Source organism: Nitrosomonas limosa (assembly GCF_054188085.1).
The window spans coordinates 406,297-428,133 of record NZ_CM135180.1 but is presented as its reverse complement, the minus strand read 5'-3'; the positions used below and the strand labels follow the sequence as shown (position 1 = coordinate 428,133).

The following is a 21,837-nucleotide window of genomic DNA, read 5'->3' as shown; positions in this document are numbered from 1 at the left end:
TAAAGTTCTTTTTCGATCCGAGCAAGGAGTTGTTCGATCACGTCGCAGGCCTGTCGCTGCCGCAACATCCTCGCCTCACGTTGCTCTGGCTCGTCGCCTTCGCCCAGCTCGAACTTAGCGACCGACACAGGACCGTCCTTGCGATAACCTTCGGCTTTCTCGTCGCTTGCGAAGCACCTTCTTCGTGTCGGCCAGGTCAGGCGCGGATGCCCGGACATATGGCAGATCGGACAGCCAGACGGACCATTCAATTTGATGGCCGAAGCCGACCTTCTGGGCTCGCTCGATGGCCCACCGATAGACCACCTGCAGGATCACCTCACGGGAATGGACGGCTTGTAGCCGGTGCGCCGCGTTCCACGAGATGGCATCGGTCAACGCTCGCAAGTCCTCGTGAGTGATTTCAACCAGCTTCTGGTTGCCAAAAAATACAAAAAATCCAGCAGTGACGGGGCTTACGGGTGTTTTCGTGCAATCAGGTGCCAGCCGATGCCAGACGCGCAATCATTCCCACTCAATCGTCGCTGGTGGTTTACCGGAAATATCGTAAACCACGCGATTGATCCCGCGGATTTCGTTGATGATGCGATTGGAAACTTTACTGAGTAACGAATATGGCAATTCGGCCCAGTTAGCGGTCATGAAATCCTGAGTTTGCACCGCCCTCAAAGCGATGACGTACTCATAAGTGCGGCCATCCCCCATCACACCGACGGATTTAACCGGTAAGAATACGGCAAATGCCTGCGAGGTTTTTTCATACCATCCGGAACGTTGCAATTCCTCGATAAAAATCTGATCGGCATGACGCAACAGCTCGGCATATTCGAATTTCACTTCACCCAGGATACGTACCCCCAACCCAGGCCCTGGAAACGGGTGACGGAAAACCATGTCACGTGGCAAACCGAGCACCAGTCCTAATTCACGGACTTCGTCTTTAAATAGCTCCCGTAAAGGCTCGAGCAGTTTCAGATGCAATGTTTCCGGGAGGCCACCGACATTATGGTGCGATTTGATAGTGTGTGCTTTTTTGGTTTTACCGCCTGCAGATTCGATCACGTCGGGATAAATCGTACCTTGCGCGAGCCATTTTGCGTCGCCGATTTTTTCAGATTCTCGTTGAAATACTTCGACAAATTCCCGTCCGATAATTTTGCGCTTCATCTCCGGATCGCTAATACCTTTGAGATTCAGGAAGAAATCATAACTGGCATCAACGTGTATGACTTTGACAGCAAGATTGCTAGCAAAAGTCTCCATGACTTGCTTTGCTTCATTGGCCCGTAATAGACCATTGTCAACGAATACGCACGTCAATTGATCGCCGATGGCACGATGTATCAACGCCGCCGCAACGGATGAATCAACGCCGCCGGACAGCCCCAGGATCACCCGTTCGTTACCGACGGTTGCACGAATCCTGCCGATGGCTTCTTCGACATAGTCCGGCATGTTCCAATCGCGCCCCAAATCGCAGATATCGTGCACAAAACAATCGATCATCGCTTTGCCTTGCAACGTATGCGTTACTTCAGGATGGAATTGGATACCGTAAAACCGGCGATTATCATCCGCCATTGCTGCGATCGGTGTGGCCGCATTAAAAGCCATCACTTCAAATCCATCGGGCAAAGCAACGACCGCATCACCGTGGCTCATCCACACTTCCAGAATGTTCTCGCCATCCTGATTCGTGCGATCTTTAATATCCCTAAATAAAGCACCCTGTTGCGTCGTCTGCAACTCGGCATAACCGAATTCGCGCACTAAAGCATTTTCGACCGTACCTCCCAACTGCGCAGCCATTGTCTGCATGCCATAGCAAATGCCCAACACCGGTACGCCGAGTTCGAAAACAATTTGTGGCGCTCGTGGTGTTTCCGCTTCAATGACCGATGCGGGCCCGCCTGATAGGATAATACCTTTGGGTGCGAAAGCCTTGATAAATTCCGGGTCGGTATCATATGGATGCAGTTCGCAATACACATTGGTTTCGCGCACGCGACGGGCAATCAGCTGCGTGTACTGAGAACCGAAGTCCAGAATCAGAATTTTCTGATGCATGATGAAGAATAATTATTTGACGTGATAGTTTGGCGCTTCTTTGGTGATCTGCACATCGTAAACGTGTGATTCCCGTATACCGGCGGAAGTGATTTCGACAAATTCCGCACGCTCGTGCATTGCAGCTATCGATTCGCAACCCAGATATCCCATGCTGGAGCGCACGCCGCCCATCAATTGATGAATAACCGCCGACATATTGCCCTTGAAAGGCACCCGGCCTTCCACGCCTTCAGGAACCAATTTGTCGTTATTTTTTTGTTCTTTATCCTGAAAATAACGATCACTGGAACCTTGCTGCATCGCAGACAGTGACCCCATGCCACGGTAGCTTTTGTACGACCTTCCTTGAAACAATTCAATCTCGCCCGGCGCCTCTGTCGTTCCAGCAAACAAACCACCGAGCATCACCGAATTGGCGCCTGCCGCCAGTGCTTTGGCAATATCCCCGGAATAGCGGATGCCGCCGTCGGCAATCATCGGAACGCCAGATCCCTTTAACGCTTCGGAAACGTCATGAATAGCGGTGATTTGCGGAATTCCGACACCCGCCACAATGCGCGTGGTACAAATAGAACCGGGACCAATACCGACTTTCACCGCATCCGCGCCGTGATCGACTAAAGCCCTCGCAGCCATCGCAGTGGCCACATTCCCGCCAATCACTTGCACCGACGGCAGATTCTTTTTAACCCACGCAACCCGATCCAGCACGCTTTGCGAATGACCATGCGCGGTATCGACCACAATCACATCAACGCCCGCTTCCGCCAGTGCCAACGCACGTTCTTCGCTACCCTCGCCGACGCCGACCGCTGCGCCGACCCGCAAGCGTTCTTGCTCATCCTTGCAAGCAAGCGGGTATTCCGATGTTTTAACGATGTCTTTAACCGTAATCAATCCGCACAACTCGAACTGATCGTTGACCACCAATACCCGTTCCAATCGGTGTTTATGCAACAGTGCCAGCACTTCATGACGCGGCGTGTCCTCTTTGACCGTAACCAACCGCTTTTTGGGTGTCATGATATGCTTAATCGCCTGATCGAGATTGGTTTCAAAACGTAAATCCCGGTTAGTCACGATACCGACAACCTTATTTCCATTCACCACCGGCAATCCAGAGATTTTATGCCGACGTATCAGCTCCAGCACTTCGCGGACAGTCATGTTTTGCTGAATCGTAATCGGATCTTTCACGACGCCGCTCTCGAATCGCTTGACTTGCGCCACATGCGCCGCCTGAGCTTCGATCGACATATTTTTATGGATAATCCCCATACCGCCTTCCTGCGCCAGCGCGATGGCCAGCGGCGCTTCGGTAACGGTATCCATGGCAGCGGACACTAACGGAATATTAAGCGTGATGGTGCGGGTCAATTGCGTTGCCAGACTGACGTCACGCGGCAAAACCGTCGAATGGGCTGGAATCAACAGAACATCATCAAAGGTGAGCGCTTTTTGAATCAATTGCATGATAACAATCCTTGGCAAAGTGACATTATAGCCAAATTCGACGGCGAATTTAGCGTCAAATCCACTAAGAATACAGCATATTTCCGTGGATTATGATTAAATGTGCAAAATCTTTAAGTTGCATAAATGCAATACCGATGGACGCGGATTATTCGTTTTTGGAGCATGCAATGAAAGTTTTAGTGTGGTTAGGATTTATACTATTGTTAATTGCTGCAACAGCCGATGCGCAAATTTACAAATGGGTCGACGAACACGGCAAGACGCAATATACCGACCGGCCACCGCCACCCGATGTGAAGGCTGAAGGTAAACGACTGAAAATCAATTCTTCACCGATGTCTGGCGGTCATGGTCAAACAAAGAATGTATCCGATGAAAGAGAAGAATTCGACAAGCGCCGGCAAGAACGGCGCGAAGAAGAAACCAAGCAGCAAGCTAAATCTGCAGAAGACAAGAAAAAATGTATTGAAGCTCAAACGCAACTGCGAATGTACGCGGATTCCCCTCGCTTGACGATCCCCGATGGCGCCGGTGGTGTTGTTTATGTCGATGATGATTTGAGACAAAGAAGAATTGACGATGCCAATAAAGCAATCGCAAAGTATTGTAAATAATAAGATAACAACCGACTAGATGACTGCTCCTATCGGCAAATTGCTATTTGCCGCTCTCCTTTTACTCACAGGCGTGTGTGCCGAAGCAGCTCTTTCCGATTCTGACAATCACCGTATCGCATCCGATACACCAAAAACTGCCACACAAAACCCTGCCAGACCGGGAATAATGTGGCAGATACTCCCCGGTGAGGATATCCGCGAAACCGCGCGGCTGATCTATCCTCAAGACTCCGCAGCCCGGAACAATTTGATCCGCGCCATCATCCGGACCAATCCGCAGCATTTTCCCGGCAGCAGTTATCAACCGCTGGCAGCCGGTACCATTATTCACTTTCCGGATTTGAGAACCATTGGGGCTTATGCGAAAACCGAAAAAAAATCGCACAGAACATCACCAGTAAAAAAATCACCAAAACCTCAACCGCAAACCGCTCCACCACTTGCGATTGACAAGACAGATCATGACCCGCAATTAACGCAAATGATTGCGCGGCTCGATCATGAAGCCGAAACGGAATCCCATGAACTGAGCACACTTATCCAGCACATAGGATCGATGGAAGCCCGATTCAGAGAATTTCAAACGCTGCTGGAGGCAAAAAACCTGCACGTCGGCAATTCACCCACCACCGCTGCAACCGAGGCACCGCCCAACGATAATTCTGACTCTGAGCCCGTACAGGAAACTGGGCTAATCTCTGGTGAAATTGCACCACCGGTCGAACAGTCCAGCCTGCCGCCGGAAAATGTTGGTTCTCCAACTGAAAATGAACTCTTAGCAGAAGTGATACCGCCCGCCACAGAGCCAACCATTGCAGCGGAAGCGGATCCTCACGAAAGTATCGCACACGATGATATTGCACCCTCTCAGCAACTCGACAGTACGCAGCATGCGCCGAATATCAGCTCGGAGGAAGCCCCCGATATCGCTTTGGAAGACATGATTTCGGCGGATAACATCTTACTTATTGGAATCCTGCTGACAATATTGATTGTTCTGATCATGCTGCGAAGTTATCGCAAGATCAAGGAAAGACACGCACACGCTTCCGACATTGTCACCATTCTCGACACCGATGAACGCCGACGTTATGAAGCGCTTTTTCTGCGCGAAAGCGAAAATACCGGACAATCGCCGGAAAACCCACCCGCTCCGGACGGTCAGGTTATAGCGGAGGCGCGCGCCCTGATCGCAGAGGATAAAACCGACGAGGCCGTTCAGACGCTGCAAAAACAATTGGCAACTAACCAGCAGAATATTCCGGGCTGGTTGCTATTATTTGAATTGCTCTATAAAGCCAACAATAAGCGGGATTTCAAGAAAAACGCGCGCCGCTTCAAACGCCTCAACCAATATCCGGATATCTGGATGCAAATCCAAAGCTTGGGTAACAAACTGGAACCCAGCGAACCGCTTTATTTTGACGAGCAAAAACGTAAGGAAAAGTTTTTCTCGGACGCATCGGCGGCTGAATGATGCCGTGTGTGCGCCTCCTTTCCGGTGATTATTCCTGCTCAAATGGATCAAACGGCCAACCGGAAAGCATGGTCTCAGCATGCAAGTCGGCCATTGATCGTTCCTGACTTTTCAGCCAGCGCTTGAAATATTTGTCGTCATTAATGTGCTGAAAATCGTACTCCATGGAATCCAATTCGCGCTCAAGAACACTGGCGCTGACTATCATCTTGCGGCTCAAGTTATAAACATTCACAATTTCATTACGATCGAGTCCGAATTCTTGCCGCGCCTTTTGGCGAGCATTGTGTAGTTCATTTTGCAAACCGTGCATCTGTTGCTTCAGCAATAACGTCAGCGGACTCAGTTTTTCTTCCGCCATTTTGGCGATTGCGTCGGTGCTGGTTAGCTCAATGCGTAATTGAATTTTCAATAGCTCGATCAAATCAGAGCGCTCATAAGCCGCATTAGCTTCGCTCATCAGCGTGTTTTTCCGGGCACGTTGCTCCGGATCCGTTTCACGATCCGGATGTAAAACGCTCGCTAATTGCCGGAAAATCATGCGCAAAGTGGATTGTGCATCCGCTTGCTCAGCCTGCGCCTTTAGTTGAGCGGCATTCGGTTTCTTTTTCCGTTTCCGGTCTTGATGCGCCTCTTGCTCGGCAGCTTCTATTTCCCGCGCACGTTCCATGCCCGCCCTGAAAACATCTTCGAATGAATCCATCGATTCCTCATCAAAGAATGATTCACCGAACATTTCTTTCATCGCATCGTGCAACTCACTAGCAGCAGCCCGTTCTTTCTCGTCGAAATTTTCAGCGCTATGTTTGTCATGAAATGCCTTCATCTCCACATCGCCTTGCACCGCCAACTGAAAACTCAAATCGCAAAGAATCATGACAGCCGTCCGTTTCTGCGCCGCAGTCCATCCTTTGCGTTGCAGCCGCTGATCCAGCCAGAGCACCATTTTCCGCATTAATTCATGGTATTGTTGTCGAAGCGGCGTCATCTTCTGCAAATAGACCGGCCGGTGAGCGTCACACATCTGCTGCAACGCATTCAGTTGTTTTTTCAATTTTTCAATACGTTCCAGCAGCTTATTGAATTGTTGCTGGGCTGGTGACAACGGATTGTCCTGCACCGTAAGCTTGAGCGAAGTCGGAGGACTTGTCTGTGGTTGTTGATTGACCTCAGAGGTCTCGTCGGTAAATAAGTCCATATTGCGAGGCATTTTCTGATTACTCTAAATCATTGTAATGAAAGACTCTCCAGCGCTTTTTGATGATTCCACTTGCCATGAAATAGCAGCCCTTTCTTGCCCGGCGTGCGGTCGCTGGTCCAAGTGATGTAATTGCCGTCCGGCGTAAAAACCGGCAAGCCGTCGAAACCATCCTTGTCGGTCACGCGCACTGGCTCTTTGGTGCCGTCGGTATCGACGATATACAGTTCAAAATTGCGATGACCGTGCAAATTGGTAGCAAAGATAATGTATTTGCCGGACGGATGATAAAACGGCGCCCAGGACATCACGTTCAAGCGGGTAATCTGCTTCTGATCGCTGCCGTCGATATTCATCGTGAAAATTTCCGCCTCCCGTCCGCTGTCCGAGAAACGCCGCCACACGATGCGTTTGCCATCGGGACTGAAAAACGGCCCGCCGTCGTAACTTTTGGTGTGCGTCAATCGCTTCACGTTGGAACCGTCCGCGTCCATGATGTAAATATCGATCATCGATGCCGGATTGGCTTTGAACAGCGCTTGTTCTTCTTCGGATAACTCGCCGCTATACGCGCGGCGATTGGAAGCAAACGCGATCAATTTACCGTCCGGCGACCACGATGCTTCGGCATCGTAACCCAGCGTATTGGTCAGATTCCGTATATTTTTGCCATCGAAATCGGTTTCGTAAATATCGTAATATTCATCGTAATCCCATGCATACGACTTCTGCTCACCGGCTTTACGGCGTTCGATTTCCTCGATCATCTTGGCTTTGGCTTGCGCATCGTCGTGCGTCGACGAGAACAGCACTTTTTCCTGTGCCGGATGCACCCACGCGCACGTGGTCTTGCCGCTGCCCGGCGATACCCGCGTCACCGACCCGGATTCGATATTTTTCAGAAAAATCTGGTAAAACGGATTCTCATCCGCCACCTCCGCCTGATAAATCATCCACTTCGAATCCGCGCGGTAATACGCTTCCCCGGCGCGTTTCTCCTTGACGGAGAGCTGATGTTCGTCGGTGATGAAATCACTGGCATTAACTAAAGAAGCAGTTAGAAGCATACATGGCAATAAAAAACCACTAAGTGAAAAAATTGTAAAATTCTGTTTGATTAGTTTCATAGAAATTTAAAAGAAGTTTGTACAAATGATGAAAAGCATTTAAACACACCCGCAAAAGGAAAGTAAACATACGCTATTATAGATCGCTGACAGTAATAGACTTTGTATCGACGCAAATTCCCAATCAAAAACTTATCTTCCGGATTACCAAAAGAATGCACACCCCCTCAAAACTCGTCACGGCGTTTTTTCTTTTTTTCTCCTTATTGTTCGGAGCCCGGATCGTCTCCGCCACCGCCTCCACCTTCCACCACACCATGCAAATCCAGTTGTCGCCGGATTCCTCTGAGATCCGCGTCAAGGATCGGATTCAAATTCCTGAGCAGGTTCATAATGTAGGCGAACCGGTAAAACTGGCTTTTTATTTGCATGCTGCGCTAACGGTCACTGGCGTGCAGGATGCGACTATCGAAGTGGATGACGACGAGATTGCACTCAAATCCCGTCCGATTTCGGTGCGTCAGTATGCGATCACGCTGCCGCCCGGCCAACAAGCATTCACGCTGCAATACGGCGGCCAGATCCATCATGCCGTGCAAGGCCCAGGGCAGGAATATTCGCGCAGTTTCGGCTCGACACCGGGCGTGATTTCGCCGGAAGGCGTGTTTCTGGCGAGCGCCAGCGCATGGTATCCGCAATTTGGCAATGCTTTGGTGTCGTTTCATCTGGATATTCAGGTGCCTGCCGGTTGGGATGTGGTCAGTCAGGGATCGCTCGTGCGCGAAAACGGAACCAGTGAAGCACAGCATATCGTTTGGGAGGAAAAACAGCCACAGGACGATATCTACTTGATCGCGGCTAAATTCCACCGGTACACGCAATCCGCCGGTGCGGTCAATGCACTGGTGTATCTGCGGAGCGCCGATCAACCGCTGGCGCAGCGGTACCTGGACGCAACCGCGCAGTACATCGCGATGTACAACAAGCTGATCGGCCCCTACCCTTACAGCAAGTTCGCGTTGGTCGAGAATTTCTGGGAAAGCGGCTACGGCATGCCGTCGTTCACGCTGCTCGGCTCCAAGGTGATCCGTCTGCCGTTCATCTTGCATTCGTCGTACCCGCACGAAATTCTGCACAATTACTGGGGTAACGGCGTCTTCGTCGATTACACCAAAGGCAATTGGGCGGAAGGATTGACCGCGTATCTGGCCGATCATCTGGTTAACGAACAGCGTGGCAAAGGCGAGGAATACCGTCGCGACGTGCTGCAAAAATACGCGGATTTCGTCAACCACGAAAAAGATTTCCCGATCATTCGTTTCGTGTCGCGTCACAGCGCCAGCTCGGAAGCGGTCGGTTACGGTAAGACCATGCTATTTTTCCACATGTTGCGGCTGGAATTGGGTGACGATACCTTCACCAAAGTGCTGCGGCGGTTTTATCAGCAATTCAAATTCCAACAAGCCACATTTGCCGATTTGCTCGCCACGTTCAACACCGTCACCGGCAAAGATTTGTCACAGCAGTTCGAACAATGGGTGCATCGCGCCGGTGCGCCGGATCTTGTTTTGCGAAGCGCCGAGACCGAACCGCACGCCGATGGTTATAAACTCACGCTGACCGTCGAGCAAACTCAAGCGGGCGAACCGTATCGCTTGCAAATACCATTAACCATCACTTTGCACGGCGAAGATATGGCCGTCGAATCGCACATCGGCCTCGAACAGAAAAAACAAACGTTCGAGTTGGAATTCGCCAACCGGCCGGTGCGCATCGACCTCGATTCGCGTTTCGATGTGTTCCGCCGCCTGGATAGCCGCGAGATTCCTTCGGCGCTGTCGCAGGGATTCGGCGCGGAAAAACCGTTGCTGATCTTACCAGCGAGAGAGCAAAAGACTGTGCTGGAAGCTTACCGCACGTTGGCGGCCAATTGGCAGAAAACCCAGGCAAGCCCGCTGGAAATCGTCACCGACGATCAATTAAAGACACTCCCCGATAATCGTACTGTCTGGATTCTCGGTTGGCAAAACCGGTTTGCGAACAACATCTTGAGAAATCTTGCCGAACGCGATGTGTCGTATCAATCCGGCCAATTACAGCTCAACCATAAACGCTACCCGCAGAACGGTCATGCGATCGTGTTAAGCGCGCGGCAATCCGCCCATCCCGATAAAACCTTGCTGTGGGCCGCCGCCGACACGCCGCAAGCAGTCACCGAGCTTGCCATCAAACTGCCGCACTACCGCAAATACAGCTATTTAGTGTTCAAAGGCGATGAGCTGACCAATATCGACAAAGGCCAATGGCCGGTTCTGCAATCGCCGCTGTCGCAGTCGGTGGCGCAAAAAGACGGATTTAAGGTCGACGCCGCCCATGCGGCGCATGCCGGCATCACCAAGCCACGCCGGGCATTGGCGGAACTGCCGCCGGTATTTTCCGAAAGCCGCATGATGGACGATATCAATCACCTGGCGCATGAATCGTACAAAGGCCGCGAACTCGGTACGCCGGAACTGGACGAAGCCGCCACTTACATCGCCAAGCATTTTCAACAAATCGGCCTGCTGCCGGGCGGCGACAGCGGCAGTTTTTTCCAGACCTGGCAACAGGATGTCGGTCTGCCGAAAGGCAACATCGCTTTGCGTAACGTCGTCGGCATTCTGCCCGGCACCAACCCGCAACTCGCCGGGCAAAGTCTGGTGATCGGCGCGCATTACGACCACCTCGGCACCGGCTGGCCGGACGTGCGCGCTGCGCATCAAGGCAAAATCCATCACGGCGCAGACGACAACGCCAGCGGCATCGCCGTGATGCTGGAACTCGCGCGCCAGATCGTGCCGAAATGGCAACCGGAGCGCACCGTTATTTTCGTCGCATTCACCGGTGAAGAAGCCAATTTGCTCGGTTCCAAACATTATGTCCGCAGCAGCGAAAAATTCCCGGTTGAGAAAATTATCGCGATGTTGAATCTGGACACCGTCGGGCGGCTGGAAAACAACCCGGTCACGGTATTCGGCACCGGCACTGCGCGTGAGCTGGTGCACATCTTCCGCGGCGCGAGCTTCGTCACCGGCATTCCGGTCAACCCCGTACAAGACGACTTCGGCTCCAGCGACCAGGCTGCATTCATCCAGGCCGGCGTGCCCGCCGTGCAATTCTTCGCCAGCGCGCACGAGGACTACCACGCCCCCGGCGATACCGCCGATAAAATCGACACCGCCGGACTGGTCAAAGTCGCCGCCATTCTGAAAGAAGCCAGCGAATACCTCGCCAACCGTATCGAACCGCTCACGGTGACGCTATCGTCAGTCCCAGCCCCTGTAGAATCCGACAAGCCCAAAGAAAAACGCACCGCCAGTCTCGGCACAGTGCCGGATTTTACTTTTCAGGGCGAAGGCGTGCGCATCGACAACACCCTCCCCGGCTCCCCGGCGCAACAAGCCGGATTGCAACCGGGCGACATTCTGTTTCAACTGGCCGGGCAACCGGTTAGCGGCTTGGCATCGTACGCGGCGATTTTGCGGTCTCTGAAAGCGGGAGACAAAGTGGAATTGAAATATCGAAGAGATGATGCGGTTTTGGAAACCGAGGTTGTGTTGGTGGAGCGTTAACAGCTAGATTGCCAGAGCTGCAACCGAGTTGCCGGTTGAGCCTTGGCAGCATAAATAATAGAGTGTTAGTCTATGAAATATTAGTTTTTCTCCGTGCCTATATGGCATTATCGGCAATATTATTGGATAAAATGTCTTATATATTGCGTTAGGTGTTCCGTGAAACAAACTTACCTACATCGCCCGAATTTGATGATAAGCACGGACTTTTCTTCCGAGGAGAAGCCCATTTTTAGGTATCGGTTGGAAGCAAGAAAAGACGCGGCTTCGAACAACCCGAGAACTGTATGTGCAGTTATGCAAAATCCAAGCTATGCATCTGATGAGATAGCTGACAGATCTGTCCAAGTACTTGAGCGAGTAGTCTTTGAGAAAGGGTTTGTCGAGTTCAATGGAATCGAGCGTCTGATAGTTGTGAATCAATTCGCCTTTATACAAACCAAAGACTTCATTGGCACTGACGATCAGATTGGCGAAAGAAATGATCATGCAATTAACAGAGCATTTGATGAGTCAGAAATAGTCCTAATTGCTTGGGGCAAGAAAAATGGTTTTATACGGCGCCAAAAACGAATTTTGGACATTGTTCGTGCCAAAAAAGGGAAAACACTGCTCCAAACAAGTAGGCATCCTTCAAGGGTTATTTATGATGGTTTCATTCTACCATTTCGTACCTAGCAAGCGCTTCGAGAGGGACGCTCTGCCGATGAATCGGCTCCGCACCTCACAAGCTGAACGTTAGGTTGCATGGACATGCACGAGCTATTTGACCAGACTGAGGCACTGCAAAACCTCCTAGTATCTCAGGCAACAGGGGGCACGGAGGACGATGCGGAATTTATGCGCCTCCGTCAGGTAGTTCTTTCTCAAGCGGCATTAGAACCACACATTCCAAGATTCCTTCGCACGTGCCGCAGCCTCGCCCAGTTCTGGCAGTTCATTAAGCGCAAGTTCGGAACATACGCTGAACGGCGAACATACCTCTGGAATGAGTTTCGTCCCATGCTTGAGCTTCTTGAACGCGGCGGTACTGCACCATCTGATCAAGTTGTTTCCATAGCAATCGAGAAATTTGATGCCGCAAACGTTCAAGCTGCTTGGTCAAAGGCACTAGAAAGGCGCGCTTCTGATCCAGAGGGTGCCATTACTATGGCTCGAACGCTTCTGGAGTCGGTTTGCAAACATATCTTGGAAGAAGCCGCAGTGCCGTATGAAGATAGCCCTGATATCAACAAGTTGTACCGTCAAACCGCTGAGCGCCTAAACCTTGCGCCTTCTCAACATACCGAGCAAGTATTCAAACAAATACTTGGTGACTGCACCGCCGTGGTTGAAGGGCTTGGAGCTCTTCGCAATCGCCTCAGCGACTCTCATGGCAAAGGAAAGATCGGTGTAAAACCAGCATCCCGGCATGCAGAACTGGCAGTTAATTTAGCGGGCGCGCTTGCTATCTATTTGCTCGCCACTTGGGAAGCACGAAGTGAAACTACAACCTAACTCTGCTTTCGCAGGCGACCTCCGAAATTGCTGCGCAGTCACCTCAACTCCACATTAACCTCATGCGATTCCTCCGCTTTTTTCTCTTGGCTTTTCTAATCCAGTCAATTCCTGCCCTCCCGGCATCGAGCACATGCCCGGAAGTTTATGAATGCTTGGTAAAAAACTCGCTTCAGGTGCATCAAGAAGATGCCGAGCAATGGTGAAATATCTACCATCACACCGCAGCCAAAGCCAAGAAATGCCAGAATTTCAACGATGTTACGCTTTTCTTGCGACTGTGGTCTGGCAGCACTGACGGAGAAATGGCTGAGGGTCTTGTCACCGATACCGAGGAAATTCTGATTAAGAACAGTTCGTGTTTTTTTGAAGGATTGTTGGGGCTATCAAAGGAAGAAAAAGCGGCGTTCATTACGCACTATTGCCCACTGACAGAACCGGAACCCATTGTCAAAGCACTCTAGCAAGCCATGAAAAACCCACGGTACCAGGATATAGCAGCAAAATTACTGCAAGAAACTTGCATTCAAGCCACAGATTGACAAAATTATATCCGTCATCCACGGCTCACTCTTATAAACTGCATGACTATCACGATCATTGAACTTATACGGGCACAAAAACAACATGGGGAGATTGTGTAATGCCCACCTGCTGGATCATTGCCGGCCCTAACGGCGCGGGTAAAACCACATTCGCACTGGAATATTTGTCCAGGGTGGCAGACTGTTCTCATTTTGTTAATGCCGATTTGATCGCGGCGGGGCTTTCTCCGCTGGCGCCGGAACGCGGACTGATTGCGGCAAGCCGTATCTTTTTGAACGAGATCGAAGAAAACATCAGCCGCCGCGAGAATTTTGCATTCGAAACCACGCTTTCAGGTCGTAGTTATCTACGCTTGATCAATCGGCTGCAGCATGATGGTTGGCAAGTGGAGTTGATCTATCTTGCTTTGCCCAGCGCCAGAATATCGGAAATGCGTGTCGCGGAAAGAGTTGCGCATGGCGGTCACAATATCCCGTTACGCGACATCGAGCGGCGTTTCCCGCGAAGCCTTGGCAATCTGCTCCAAGTATTCAGCTACACAGTTGATCATTGCATTTGTTTTATGAATGATGGTGAAATACCAATTCCCGTGTTTGAACAAACTGGCAATAGTCGTAATATTCTCCATGAAATTTATTATCAGCAGTTATTAATGGAAGTCATGTAATGAAAATAACGTCAAAAGCAAAGCTCTCCGAAAAAGGTCAAGTAATCCTAAGCTCGCTGCAAAAGGCCGTAACACAGGCGCTTGAAAAGAAACGCCGCTTGGGTCAGTATGCCGTAGTCTGTCGTGATGGCAAGCCGGTGATGATCGGCGAGGATGCGCCGAAGGTATCGGAAAATCCTGCCAGTTGCGAGACTGACAAAAGCTTTTAAATTACTTCGCCTCCTTCTTATACATCATCGGAGGCTCAGAGCTCTTGCTAAATTTGGCGAAGCATGACGCAGTCCGGTTAGCTCCACATGAGGGATCACATGAAACGAAGCGTTATTACCGTACTCTTGCTGCTTGCTGCCTTGCCGGTTGCTGCCTGGCAGTACCAGTCGCTTTCCGGCCAATACCGCATCGCGGGTAAAACAGTGATTGATCCGCCGCCATCCGAGGCCAAGGACACGCATTTACACCTCACGTTGTCCGGCGCTGCCGCGCGAGACTTATACAACGCAATGAAAGTCGCCCCAAAACCTGACGAATGTGCCGGCAACGGGGCCACGATAAAGACCGTGGGAGCAATGCAGTGCCTTCGCTCCGAGGATGGAAAAGAGTACGAATGCTCATTCGCAATCGACATTGCAAACCAAACGATAATGGGAGCCAGTGTGTGTTAATAGTTTCCTCCCTAACCCACTGTCAACCGGATTTCCGGACAGTATGTTGTTGGGATTCCCTCCGCACTACGCACTCCGGCACTGGTTTCCTTAACGTTGTGAATAACCTAATCTCAAAATATTGAGCCACATCAAAGTACTATCAGATCAATTTGATAAAATTCTTTAAGCCGTAGTGCGAAATGTCACATTCGTGTGCGGTTAATTCTGTTAGGCTAGTTTTGCTGCAATCGGCGAAACCGGCCAGCAGCGTTTAAATCTGTCGTTTGCTCCAAATTCTGATTCTCTACAGGCTGTTAGCACTTAGCCTGCCCACACTACGTTGATAAGGAGAACATCATGGCCATAAAAGACAATCCCAGATTCTACGAACTTGTCGTCGTCACTGAATTGATTGACGCTAAAGGCGACACCAAACCCCCTGAAGTTTTTGCGTATGCATTCTCGGCGGATGGACGAATGCTGACATCCGCTCCGGCTAAAGAGGGCGGTAAAGCGGCATTGCGCATACCCGTGACGGCGAGTAAAGACCGGGTGCGTATCCTCGTTGGTCCGGCATCCGAGGATAAAGACGCCGGATACGATGATTTGATGCGCCGCGGCGCGCAGCAGCAGTTTTTGCTTGTCGATCCCAAAGATCCGATCAAAGAACTGAGATTCCGTGTATTTCCGGATATTTGGCACTGCTGGTTTTTACGCGCATGTTTCGTGCACGGAAAATTGATGAAACGGATTACCGTCGGCGGCACGGCGGTGGAATATCCGGTGTGCAATGCGACGGTCGAGGTCTTTGAGGTTGATCCGTTGCATATTTTGATTCCGAAGCTGCCGGATGCCATTATCGACCGGTTACGCGAGGTGATCGTCCGGCCGCGCCCTTGGCCGCCGGTTATTGATCTGCCGCGTCCCCCTGAGCCGTTTCCGTGGCCAGGCCCGGGCCCCGATCCCGCGCCATTTGAGCGGCGCATGATGCTGGCGGCTTCCGGCGCCGCGCAGGAAGCCGTTCCGGCGGAAGACACCGCCGATGCGTTCGATCAAATCGCGAATGCGACGGAATTGAAATACATCGCTAAAGCCGGCAGCCGGTTGCAATTCCAGCAGGCGCTGATCGACCATGCGTTCATTATCCGCCCGTTGCTCTGCCGCTTCTTCCCGCTGCTGGTCACCAAGCAAAAAGTCGCGACCACGACCACCGATGCTTGCGGAAAATTTCAAACGGTGTTTTTCCGCAGTTGCAACGATACCGACATTCCCGATCTGTATTTCAAAGCGCGTCAGCGTTTGTTCGGTTTTCTGGATGTGACGATTTACGAACCGAAACCGGTTTCGTGCCATACGCATTGGGATTACGTGTGCGGCACTGAAGTCACGCTCTACACCAAGCATCCGCTGGCGCAAATTTGTTCGCCTTGCCCGCCGGTCATCGGCCCTGCTAATTGGGTGGCGTTTCTTGCCATCGGCGCGCATGCGCTAAGCCACATTTACGGCACCGCACCGGCGCTGCAAGGCAGCACCAACGATGACAATCGCGGTTTGACCGATAGCGGTGCGCCGTGGGGCGGTTTGCTGCGGCCGCGCCTGGAGTTTTCCAATGCATTGGAAGCGCTCGGCGTGAAGTATTACCGGATTTCCTGGCGCAAGGGCGATAGCGGCGATTTCGCGCCGCTGACCAGCGCGGTTTATCATTACTACCGCCACGACGTGAATACGCCGACCGGACCGATGCCGGCGTGGACACCGTATTTGCTCGGACCGAAGAGCGCTGATGACGGTACCGGCCACATGGTGCCCAATCTGTTTGAAATTCCCTACCCATCGGTCGCGCCCGAAGGAGTTTGGGATGCACCGCCGCATATCAGCGAGATCGTCGAGCATTTCGGCAATGCGAAATTCCCGACGCAGGAACTGGCGGCTGGCATGACTTACGATGCCAATGGCAATACCGTTGGAACGGATAACGGTGGCAAATATCAACTCAAGCTGGATTTGTTCAATGCCAACGGTCAGCTCGTCAATATCGCAGCTTTGGGCATTCAGTACGTGGTGCCGGATGTGCCCGATCTGACCGGCACGATTTATACCACCGCTGCAGCGCCCCTCGGTTTGGTGGTTGGCAATAGCATGATTGTAACGCTGCACGTCGATAACAATCACTGCTTTGCCGGTATCGATGCACCAACCATCGGCGCTGCGGCAGCGGATCCTTGCTGCGGCGTGTTGAATTATGCCGCCAAAGATTCTGTCACGATGACATGGCAGGCGAAACATCCGCATGGATTCGCGAAATATCACTTCGGCGTGGTTCGCGGCGCCAATTCGGTGCTGCAATTGCCAACTCCCGGCGGGTGGGATCCGGTCGGTACCGGCTCGTTCTCAACCAGCCGCGCGGTATCGAATTTGCTGAATGACAACTTGCCACCGGGCTGCGCGATCGACGGCTGCCCGGTCGCTGGCTTCAGCGAAAATCTGTATGTCGATGCAATGGCAACCGACGGCTGGACCAGCGAACTCGGTTACGACGCCAGCGCCGTTCGTGCGTTTGTATTGTCGAGAGCTGCAGTTTAGTATGAGTTGAAACACAGGGGCTGTCGCTGATTTGCTGAATTTTTAAGCAAATTTGTGACAGCCCTCAATTGATCATGCGAGCATTCTGAGAAACCAGCAGGATACGTTTAGGCAAGCTCACACGCATTAATCCGTGTTCTTGTATAGTAGGAATCCGATAGGAAGGTTTGTTGCCTCGCCCTTGGTGGCGAGGCGGTTTAATGAAATTTCAGGACTTAAGAGCCATTAAGCCGAAATTTAAATTGCCTAAGAAAAGTACATCGATACGAAGATCAAGGCGACTGCTACTGCACCAATGATCACTAAATTAATGCCTAATTTTTTAAAAGCGACAACATCCACTTCGTCTAGCATATGCATAATTTCCTCCAAGAAAAAAAGTTTTAGTGGAAGCTGCATTCTGAAATAAATTTAAATGGAATTCTTTGATGCAGATCAATAAATATCAAATTGATTCCGATGCTTACTATTGATGCGGCGATCCCGTTGCCTGTATTGGCGGAGCCGCCGGTTACTTCAAATTTCGGCTTTTTTTGATTAAGTCGTAGGCAATTTGGACTTCCTTGGCTTGTTCGGTGGCTACCGCGATCATGTCTTCCGGCACGCCCTGCCCCATCAATTTATCCGGATGGTATTGGCTCATTAGCTTGCGGTAGGCGCGTTTGATTTCTTCATCACTGCTGTCTTTACTGACACCCAGGGCCCGGTAGGCATCTTCCAGTGCGTTCGCGGAGCCGGCGTTGCCAGCGGCAAAGTGCATTTGATTCATCACCATGTCGAGCAATTGCTCGAATGCCGCCGGATGATAGCCCAAGCGGCCGGCGATAGCTCGCAGCAATTCTTCTTCCGCTGAATTCAAACTGCCGTCAGATAGCCCCATGATAATCAGATACACCAGCAGCATCTGCTTTAGCTCGGGCGAGTAACCGCAAGCCGCTGAAAATTCGTTGAGCTGCGGGTGGATATCGTAATCCTTGGCTGCACCCTGCTTGAACAAAGCAATCGCTTTGAGTCGATGTTCCTGGGTCATGCGCAGTTTTTGCATGAATTGTTCGACGTGGGAAATTTCGCTTTCGGAAACACGCCCGTCGGCCTTGGCCAATTTTCCCATCAGGATAAATACGGTCTCCAGAAAGACCGATTGGCGGCGCGTCGCGTTGAATGGATTCACTCCACCGGGGCCATAAGCCAGCAACCGGTCAATGAAACTGCCAGCAATCAGGCCGATAATCAGACCGATAAAACCCAGCACCAAAAACCCTGAAAGCGCACCCAGTATCTTGAACATGGTTAATTCAGATGAGCGGTAAGACGATGATTGTAAATTGGATCAAAACCAAAACCCGGCTTGTGCGGCAGGTTGCCGCAGGTCCGATTACTGCGATTGTTTGGCCCATTGTTCCGGGGTCAGCGTTTTCATCGATAGCGCGTGAATATCTTGCTTCATCCGGTCTCCGAGTGATTTATAAACCAATTGATGCTGTTGAAGCATGCTTTTTCCTTGAAACTGCGCGCTGACAATCAGCGCGTGAAAATGACGGCCGTCATCGCCTTCGACTTGTACATGTTCACACGGTAATGACGATTCGATATAGGTTTTTAAATTCTCTGCGGTCAGCATGGTTGTTCTCCTTATAGATGGGTTGCAGACAAAGTGATATTCGCCGGTTAATGTCTTAATTTGTAGCCGGTTTTAAGCATCCGTATCGCCAGTAGGGAAATGGCGATCAAGCATGATGCCACAATTGCCAGACTAATATAAGGCGAGATATCCGAAATGCCCAGAAAGCCGTAGCGGAAGCCGTCGATCATGTAAAAGAACGGATTGAGGTGCGACAAATATTGCCAACCGGACGGCAACGAATGGATGGTGTAAAACACGCCTGATAAAAACGTCAGCGGCATGATAATGAAATTTTGGAAAGCGGCCAATTGATCGAATTTATCCGCCCAGATTCCGGCGATCAATCCTAAAACGCCCAGAATGCCGCTGCCGAGCAGCATGAAAACGATCGACCAAACCGGCAGTAGCAAAGGAATATCAAAAAATACCCAAGTAACGATATACACACCTAAACCGACCAGAATGCCCCTGACGACCGAGGCAAGGACATACGCCAGGAAAATCATGTGGTACGACAGTGGCGATAACAGGATAAACACGATATTGCCGCTGATTTTCGATTGAATCATGCTGGACGATGAATTGGCAAAGGCATTCTGGATGATCGCCATCATCACCAAGCCGGGAATCAGAAAATGCGTATAAGCAATGTCCGGGTACACTTCCACATGCGTTTCCAGCACGTGAAAAAACACCAGCAAATACAATAACGTCGATACCATCGGCGCCACGATGGTTTGGAAGCCGACTTTCCAGAAGCGCAGCAATTCCTTGTAAAACAATGTGAAGAATCCTGTCATTTCACTAATTCTTATTTCCTCTCATGATGTTGATAAACACATCCTCGAGATCCGGCTGTTGCAAATGCATTTCGACGATTTCGATATTCGCGGCTCGCAATGCCGCCAAAACAGTTTCGATGTGCGCGTAATGATCAATGCGCAATTCATGGATGCCAGCTTCGTGCTTCAGCAGTCGATCGCGCAACCCTTCCGGCAAAATATCCTGCGACAATCGCAGCCGCAGCGAATTGCCTGCTGTCATTTTACCAATCAGATTGTGCGTGTTATCAAGCGCGACGATGCAGCCTTGCTTCAACATCGCCACACGATTGCACAATGTTTCCGCTTCTTCCAAATAGTGCGTGGTCAATACGATGGTGTGCCCATCCCGGTTGAGCTGCTTGACGAACTCCCACAATGTCTGGCGCAATTCTACATCAACACCGGCGGTCGGTTCGTCCAGTATGATCACCGGCGGTTTATGCACCAGCGCTTGCGCCACCAGTACGCGGCGTTTCATGCCACCGGACAAAGCACGCATATTGGCATTGGCTTTATCGCTCAGATCAAGGCGTTCGATGATTTCATCGACCCAGCGCCCGTTGTTGCGAATACCATAATAACCGGACTGGATCAGCAAGATTTCGCGCACTGTGAAAAACGGATCGAACACCAATTCCTGCGGCACGATGCCCAGATTCAACCGTGCTTGCTGGTAATCGGTCAATACATCACGCCCCATGACTTTCACGGCGCCGCTATCCACCAGCGTCAACCCGGCAATGATACTGATCAGGGTGGTTTTTCCGGCGCCATTCGGACCCAGCAATGCAAAAAATTCTCCGGGATAGATGCTCAGATTCACATCGGCTAACGCATGAATCTGACCGAAATGCTTATTGACGTGCTGAACTTCCAGGGCGGGTAACATGGGACGAATCAAGCAAGAATGTACTGTTGCGGTAGCAATAACCGGATGTTACCGGATCAGGCAATGACGGGTACCGGCGTTTCGGTTGAAATCGCCGGAATCAGTTCCGCAACTCCGTATAATTGAATAAGGCTTCTGAGATTCTCTGGCAAGTGAATAAACTGCAACGACCGCTTGTTTTTTTGAGCCGCGCGTAACCACTCCAGCAGCATGCTAATAATCGTGGAATCGACGTCGGTTACATTTGCCAAATCGACCGTCAGGGATTGACTGTCAAACAATGCAATCCCCCGGCGAGTAAGATCCGCGACATGATCGATCGTTACCGGCCCTTGCAATACAATGCGGCCGCCTTCGCGCAAAATAGCAGGAGCCGGGATTTTCGAATCGTTCATCGATGTGAATTTATTTTTTGCCTTCCAGCGACTTGTTCTTATCGGAAAGCGCCTTTAACAACCCTTCAACACCGCCCTTGCGAACCTGGCTATTAAACGTGCCGCGATAATTGGTCACCAGACTGACGCCGGCAACCGTTACATCGTACACTTTCCAGCCATCAGGCTTTTTCTCCATGCTGTAATCGATTGGTACCGGCTCTTTGCCATTGCCTTGAATAACCACCGTGCGTACCATCGTTTCGGTTTTATCGCCTAATGCCGGCAATGGTTTGACTTTGATGATTTCATCTGAATAGCTCGTCAACGCATTGGAATAAGTGCGCACCAGCAACGTGCGGAATTCATCCACCAGTTTGTTTTGCTGTTCCGGCACGGCCTTGGTCCAGTGCTGCCCCATCGCCAGTTGCGTCATGCGCGTAAAATTGAAATGCGGCAGAATCTTGGTCTCGATCAGATCGAGCATTTTTTCTTTGTTGCCATTCTTCAGATCCGCATCTTTATTAATGATATCGATAACTTCTTTCACCGTTTGATCGACAAGCCTATCCGGCGCCATTTCCATCGACCATACCGGAGAAATCAGCAGGCACGAAAAAATCAACCCAATAACTCCAATTATTCTTTTCATTGTCCCCTCACCAAGTTATAA

General features: G+C 50.9%; 21 protein-coding genes. 10 read left to right on the top strand and 11 right to left on the bottom strand.

Translation table 11 applies throughout. The features are described 5' to 3' along the window. Window positions 1-114 precede the first annotated feature (114 nt). The 3 genes from ACV7NC_RS01875 to guaB are packed head-to-tail and all read right to left on the bottom strand — an operon-like array spanning window position 115 to window position 3,543. Window positions 115-504, bottom strand: a complete 390-nt coding sequence (locus ACV7NC_RS01875) for a hypothetical protein (protein WP_458153750.1) — start codon at window positions 502-504, stop codon at window positions 115-117. Beyond that, a complete protein-coding gene (gene guaA / locus ACV7NC_RS01870) occupies window positions 505-2,067 on the bottom strand; it encodes a glutamine-hydrolyzing GMP synthase (RefSeq protein WP_458153749.1) in 1,563 nt (520 codons plus the stop codon). It abuts the gene before it with no gap. Window positions 2,068-2,079: 12 nt separating this feature from the next. Then, window positions 2,080-3,543: an IMP dehydrogenase gene (guaB, locus tag ACV7NC_RS01865; protein WP_458153748.1), complete on the bottom strand. Its 1,464-nt coding sequence runs from the start codon at window positions 3,541-3,543 to the stop codon at window positions 2,080-2,082. A 170-nt stretch (window positions 3,544-3,713) separates the two neighbouring features. Here guaB and ACV7NC_RS01860 point away from each other — a divergent pair, with 170 nt between their 5' ends. Both ACV7NC_RS01860 and ACV7NC_RS01855 read left to right on the top strand, forming a co-directional pair. Further along, window positions 3,714-4,160 (top strand): DUF4124 domain-containing protein, encoded by a 447-nt coding sequence (locus ACV7NC_RS01860; RefSeq protein WP_458153746.1) that lies wholly within the window; start codon window positions 3,714-3,716, stop codon window positions 4,158-4,160. Window positions 4,161-4,179: 19 nt separating this feature from the next. Continuing rightward, complete coding sequence (locus ACV7NC_RS01855) at window positions 4,180-5,640, top strand: type IV pilus assembly protein FimV (protein ID WP_458153745.1); 1,461 nt, start codon at window positions 4,180-4,182, stop codon at window positions 5,638-5,640. A 28-nt stretch (window positions 5,641-5,668) separates the two neighbouring features. On the opposite strand, the gene ACV7NC_RS01850 is transcribed toward ACV7NC_RS01855, so the two are convergent. Together ACV7NC_RS01850 and ACV7NC_RS01845 are read right to left on the bottom strand one after the other, a co-directional pair. After that, window positions 5,669-6,850 carry a hypothetical protein gene (locus tag ACV7NC_RS01850; protein WP_458153744.1) on the bottom strand — a complete coding sequence of 394 codons (1,182 nt, stop codon included), beginning with the start codon at window positions 6,848-6,850 and terminating at the stop codon, window positions 5,669-5,671. Between the two features lie 17 nt (window positions 6,851-6,867). Next, window positions 6,868-7,905, bottom strand: a complete 1,038-nt coding sequence (locus ACV7NC_RS01845) for a TolB family protein (protein WP_458153742.1) — start codon at window positions 7,903-7,905, stop codon at window positions 6,868-6,870. 215 nt (window positions 7,906-8,120) lie between these two features. Between ACV7NC_RS01845 and ACV7NC_RS01840 the strand changes: the two genes are divergently transcribed. From ACV7NC_RS01840 to ACV7NC_RS01805, 8 genes are all read left to right on the top strand, one after another. Further along, a complete protein-coding gene (locus ACV7NC_RS01840) occupies window positions 8,121-11,516 on the top strand; it encodes a M20/M25/M40 family metallo-hydrolase (RefSeq protein WP_458153741.1) in 3,396 nt (1,131 codons plus the stop codon). 192 nt (window positions 11,517-11,708) lie between these two features. Beyond that, window positions 11,709-12,194 (top strand): DUF1643 domain-containing protein, encoded by a 486-nt coding sequence (locus tag ACV7NC_RS01835; RefSeq protein ID WP_458154814.1) that lies wholly within the window; start codon window positions 11,709-11,711, stop codon window positions 12,192-12,194. Window positions 12,195-12,269: 75 nt separating this feature from the next. Next, window positions 12,270-13,013 (top strand): abortive infection family protein, encoded by a 744-nt coding sequence (locus ACV7NC_RS01830; RefSeq protein ID WP_458153740.1) that lies wholly within the window; start codon window positions 12,270-12,272, stop codon window positions 13,011-13,013. A gap of 305 nt (window positions 13,014-13,318) precedes the next feature. Further along, window positions 13,319-13,477 carry a hypothetical protein gene (locus ACV7NC_RS01825; RefSeq protein ID WP_458153739.1) on the top strand — a complete coding sequence of 53 codons (159 nt, stop codon included), beginning with the start codon at window positions 13,319-13,321 and terminating at the stop codon, window positions 13,475-13,477. Window positions 13,478-13,656: 179 nt separating this feature from the next. Continuing rightward, entirely contained in the window at window positions 13,657-14,226 is a 570-nt protein-coding gene (locus ACV7NC_RS01820) for a zeta toxin family protein (RefSeq protein ID WP_458153738.1), read from the top strand. Beyond that, on the top strand, window positions 14,226-14,435 hold the full coding sequence (locus ACV7NC_RS01815) for a hypothetical protein (protein ID WP_458153736.1): 210 nt from the start codon (window positions 14,226-14,228) through the stop codon (window positions 14,433-14,435). The genes ACV7NC_RS01820 and ACV7NC_RS01815 overlap by 1 nt, the downstream gene beginning before the upstream one ends. A 99-nt stretch (window positions 14,436-14,534) precedes the next feature. After that, window positions 14,535-14,888 (top strand): hypothetical protein, encoded by a 354-nt coding sequence (locus tag ACV7NC_RS01810; protein ID WP_458153735.1) that lies wholly within the window; start codon window positions 14,535-14,537, stop codon window positions 14,886-14,888. 339 nt (window positions 14,889-15,227) lie between these two features. Continuing rightward, a complete protein-coding gene (locus ACV7NC_RS01805) occupies window positions 15,228-17,453 on the top strand; it encodes a hypothetical protein (RefSeq protein ID WP_458153734.1) in 2,226 nt (741 codons plus the stop codon). A gap of 511 nt (window positions 17,454-17,964) precedes the next feature. On the opposite strand, the gene djlA is transcribed toward ACV7NC_RS01805, so the two are convergent. The 6 genes from djlA to ACV7NC_RS01775 all read right to left on the bottom strand — a co-directional run bounded on the left by djlA (window position 17,965) and on the right by ACV7NC_RS01775 (window position 21,816). Further along, window positions 17,965-18,741, bottom strand: coding sequence for a co-chaperone DjlA (gene djlA, locus ACV7NC_RS01800; RefSeq protein WP_458153733.1), 777 nt, complete (start codon window positions 18,739-18,741; stop codon window positions 17,965-17,967). An 87-nt stretch (window positions 18,742-18,828) separates the two neighbouring features. Then, entirely contained in the window at window positions 18,829-19,074 is a 246-nt protein-coding gene (locus tag ACV7NC_RS01795) for a BolA family protein (protein ID WP_458153732.1), read from the bottom strand. 47 nt (window positions 19,075-19,121) lie between these two features. Further along, complete coding sequence (locus tag ACV7NC_RS01790; RefSeq protein WP_458153731.1) at window positions 19,122-19,877, bottom strand: ABC transporter permease; 756 nt, start codon at window positions 19,875-19,877, stop codon at window positions 19,122-19,124. A gap of 4 nt (window positions 19,878-19,881) precedes the next feature. Next, entirely contained in the window at window positions 19,882-20,790 is a 909-nt protein-coding gene (locus ACV7NC_RS01785; protein ID WP_458153730.1) for an ABC transporter ATP-binding protein, read from the bottom strand. 56 nt (window positions 20,791-20,846) lie between these two features. Next, window positions 20,847-21,185 carry an STAS domain-containing protein gene (locus ACV7NC_RS01780; protein WP_458153729.1) on the bottom strand — a complete coding sequence of 113 codons (339 nt, stop codon included), beginning with the start codon at window positions 21,183-21,185 and terminating at the stop codon, window positions 20,847-20,849. A gap of 10 nt (window positions 21,186-21,195) precedes the next feature. Then, window positions 21,196-21,816 carry an MlaC/ttg2D family ABC transporter substrate-binding protein gene (locus tag ACV7NC_RS01775; protein WP_458153728.1) on the bottom strand — a complete coding sequence of 207 codons (621 nt, stop codon included), beginning with the start codon at window positions 21,814-21,816 and terminating at the stop codon, window positions 21,196-21,198. Window positions 21,817-21,837 lie beyond the last annotated feature (21 nt).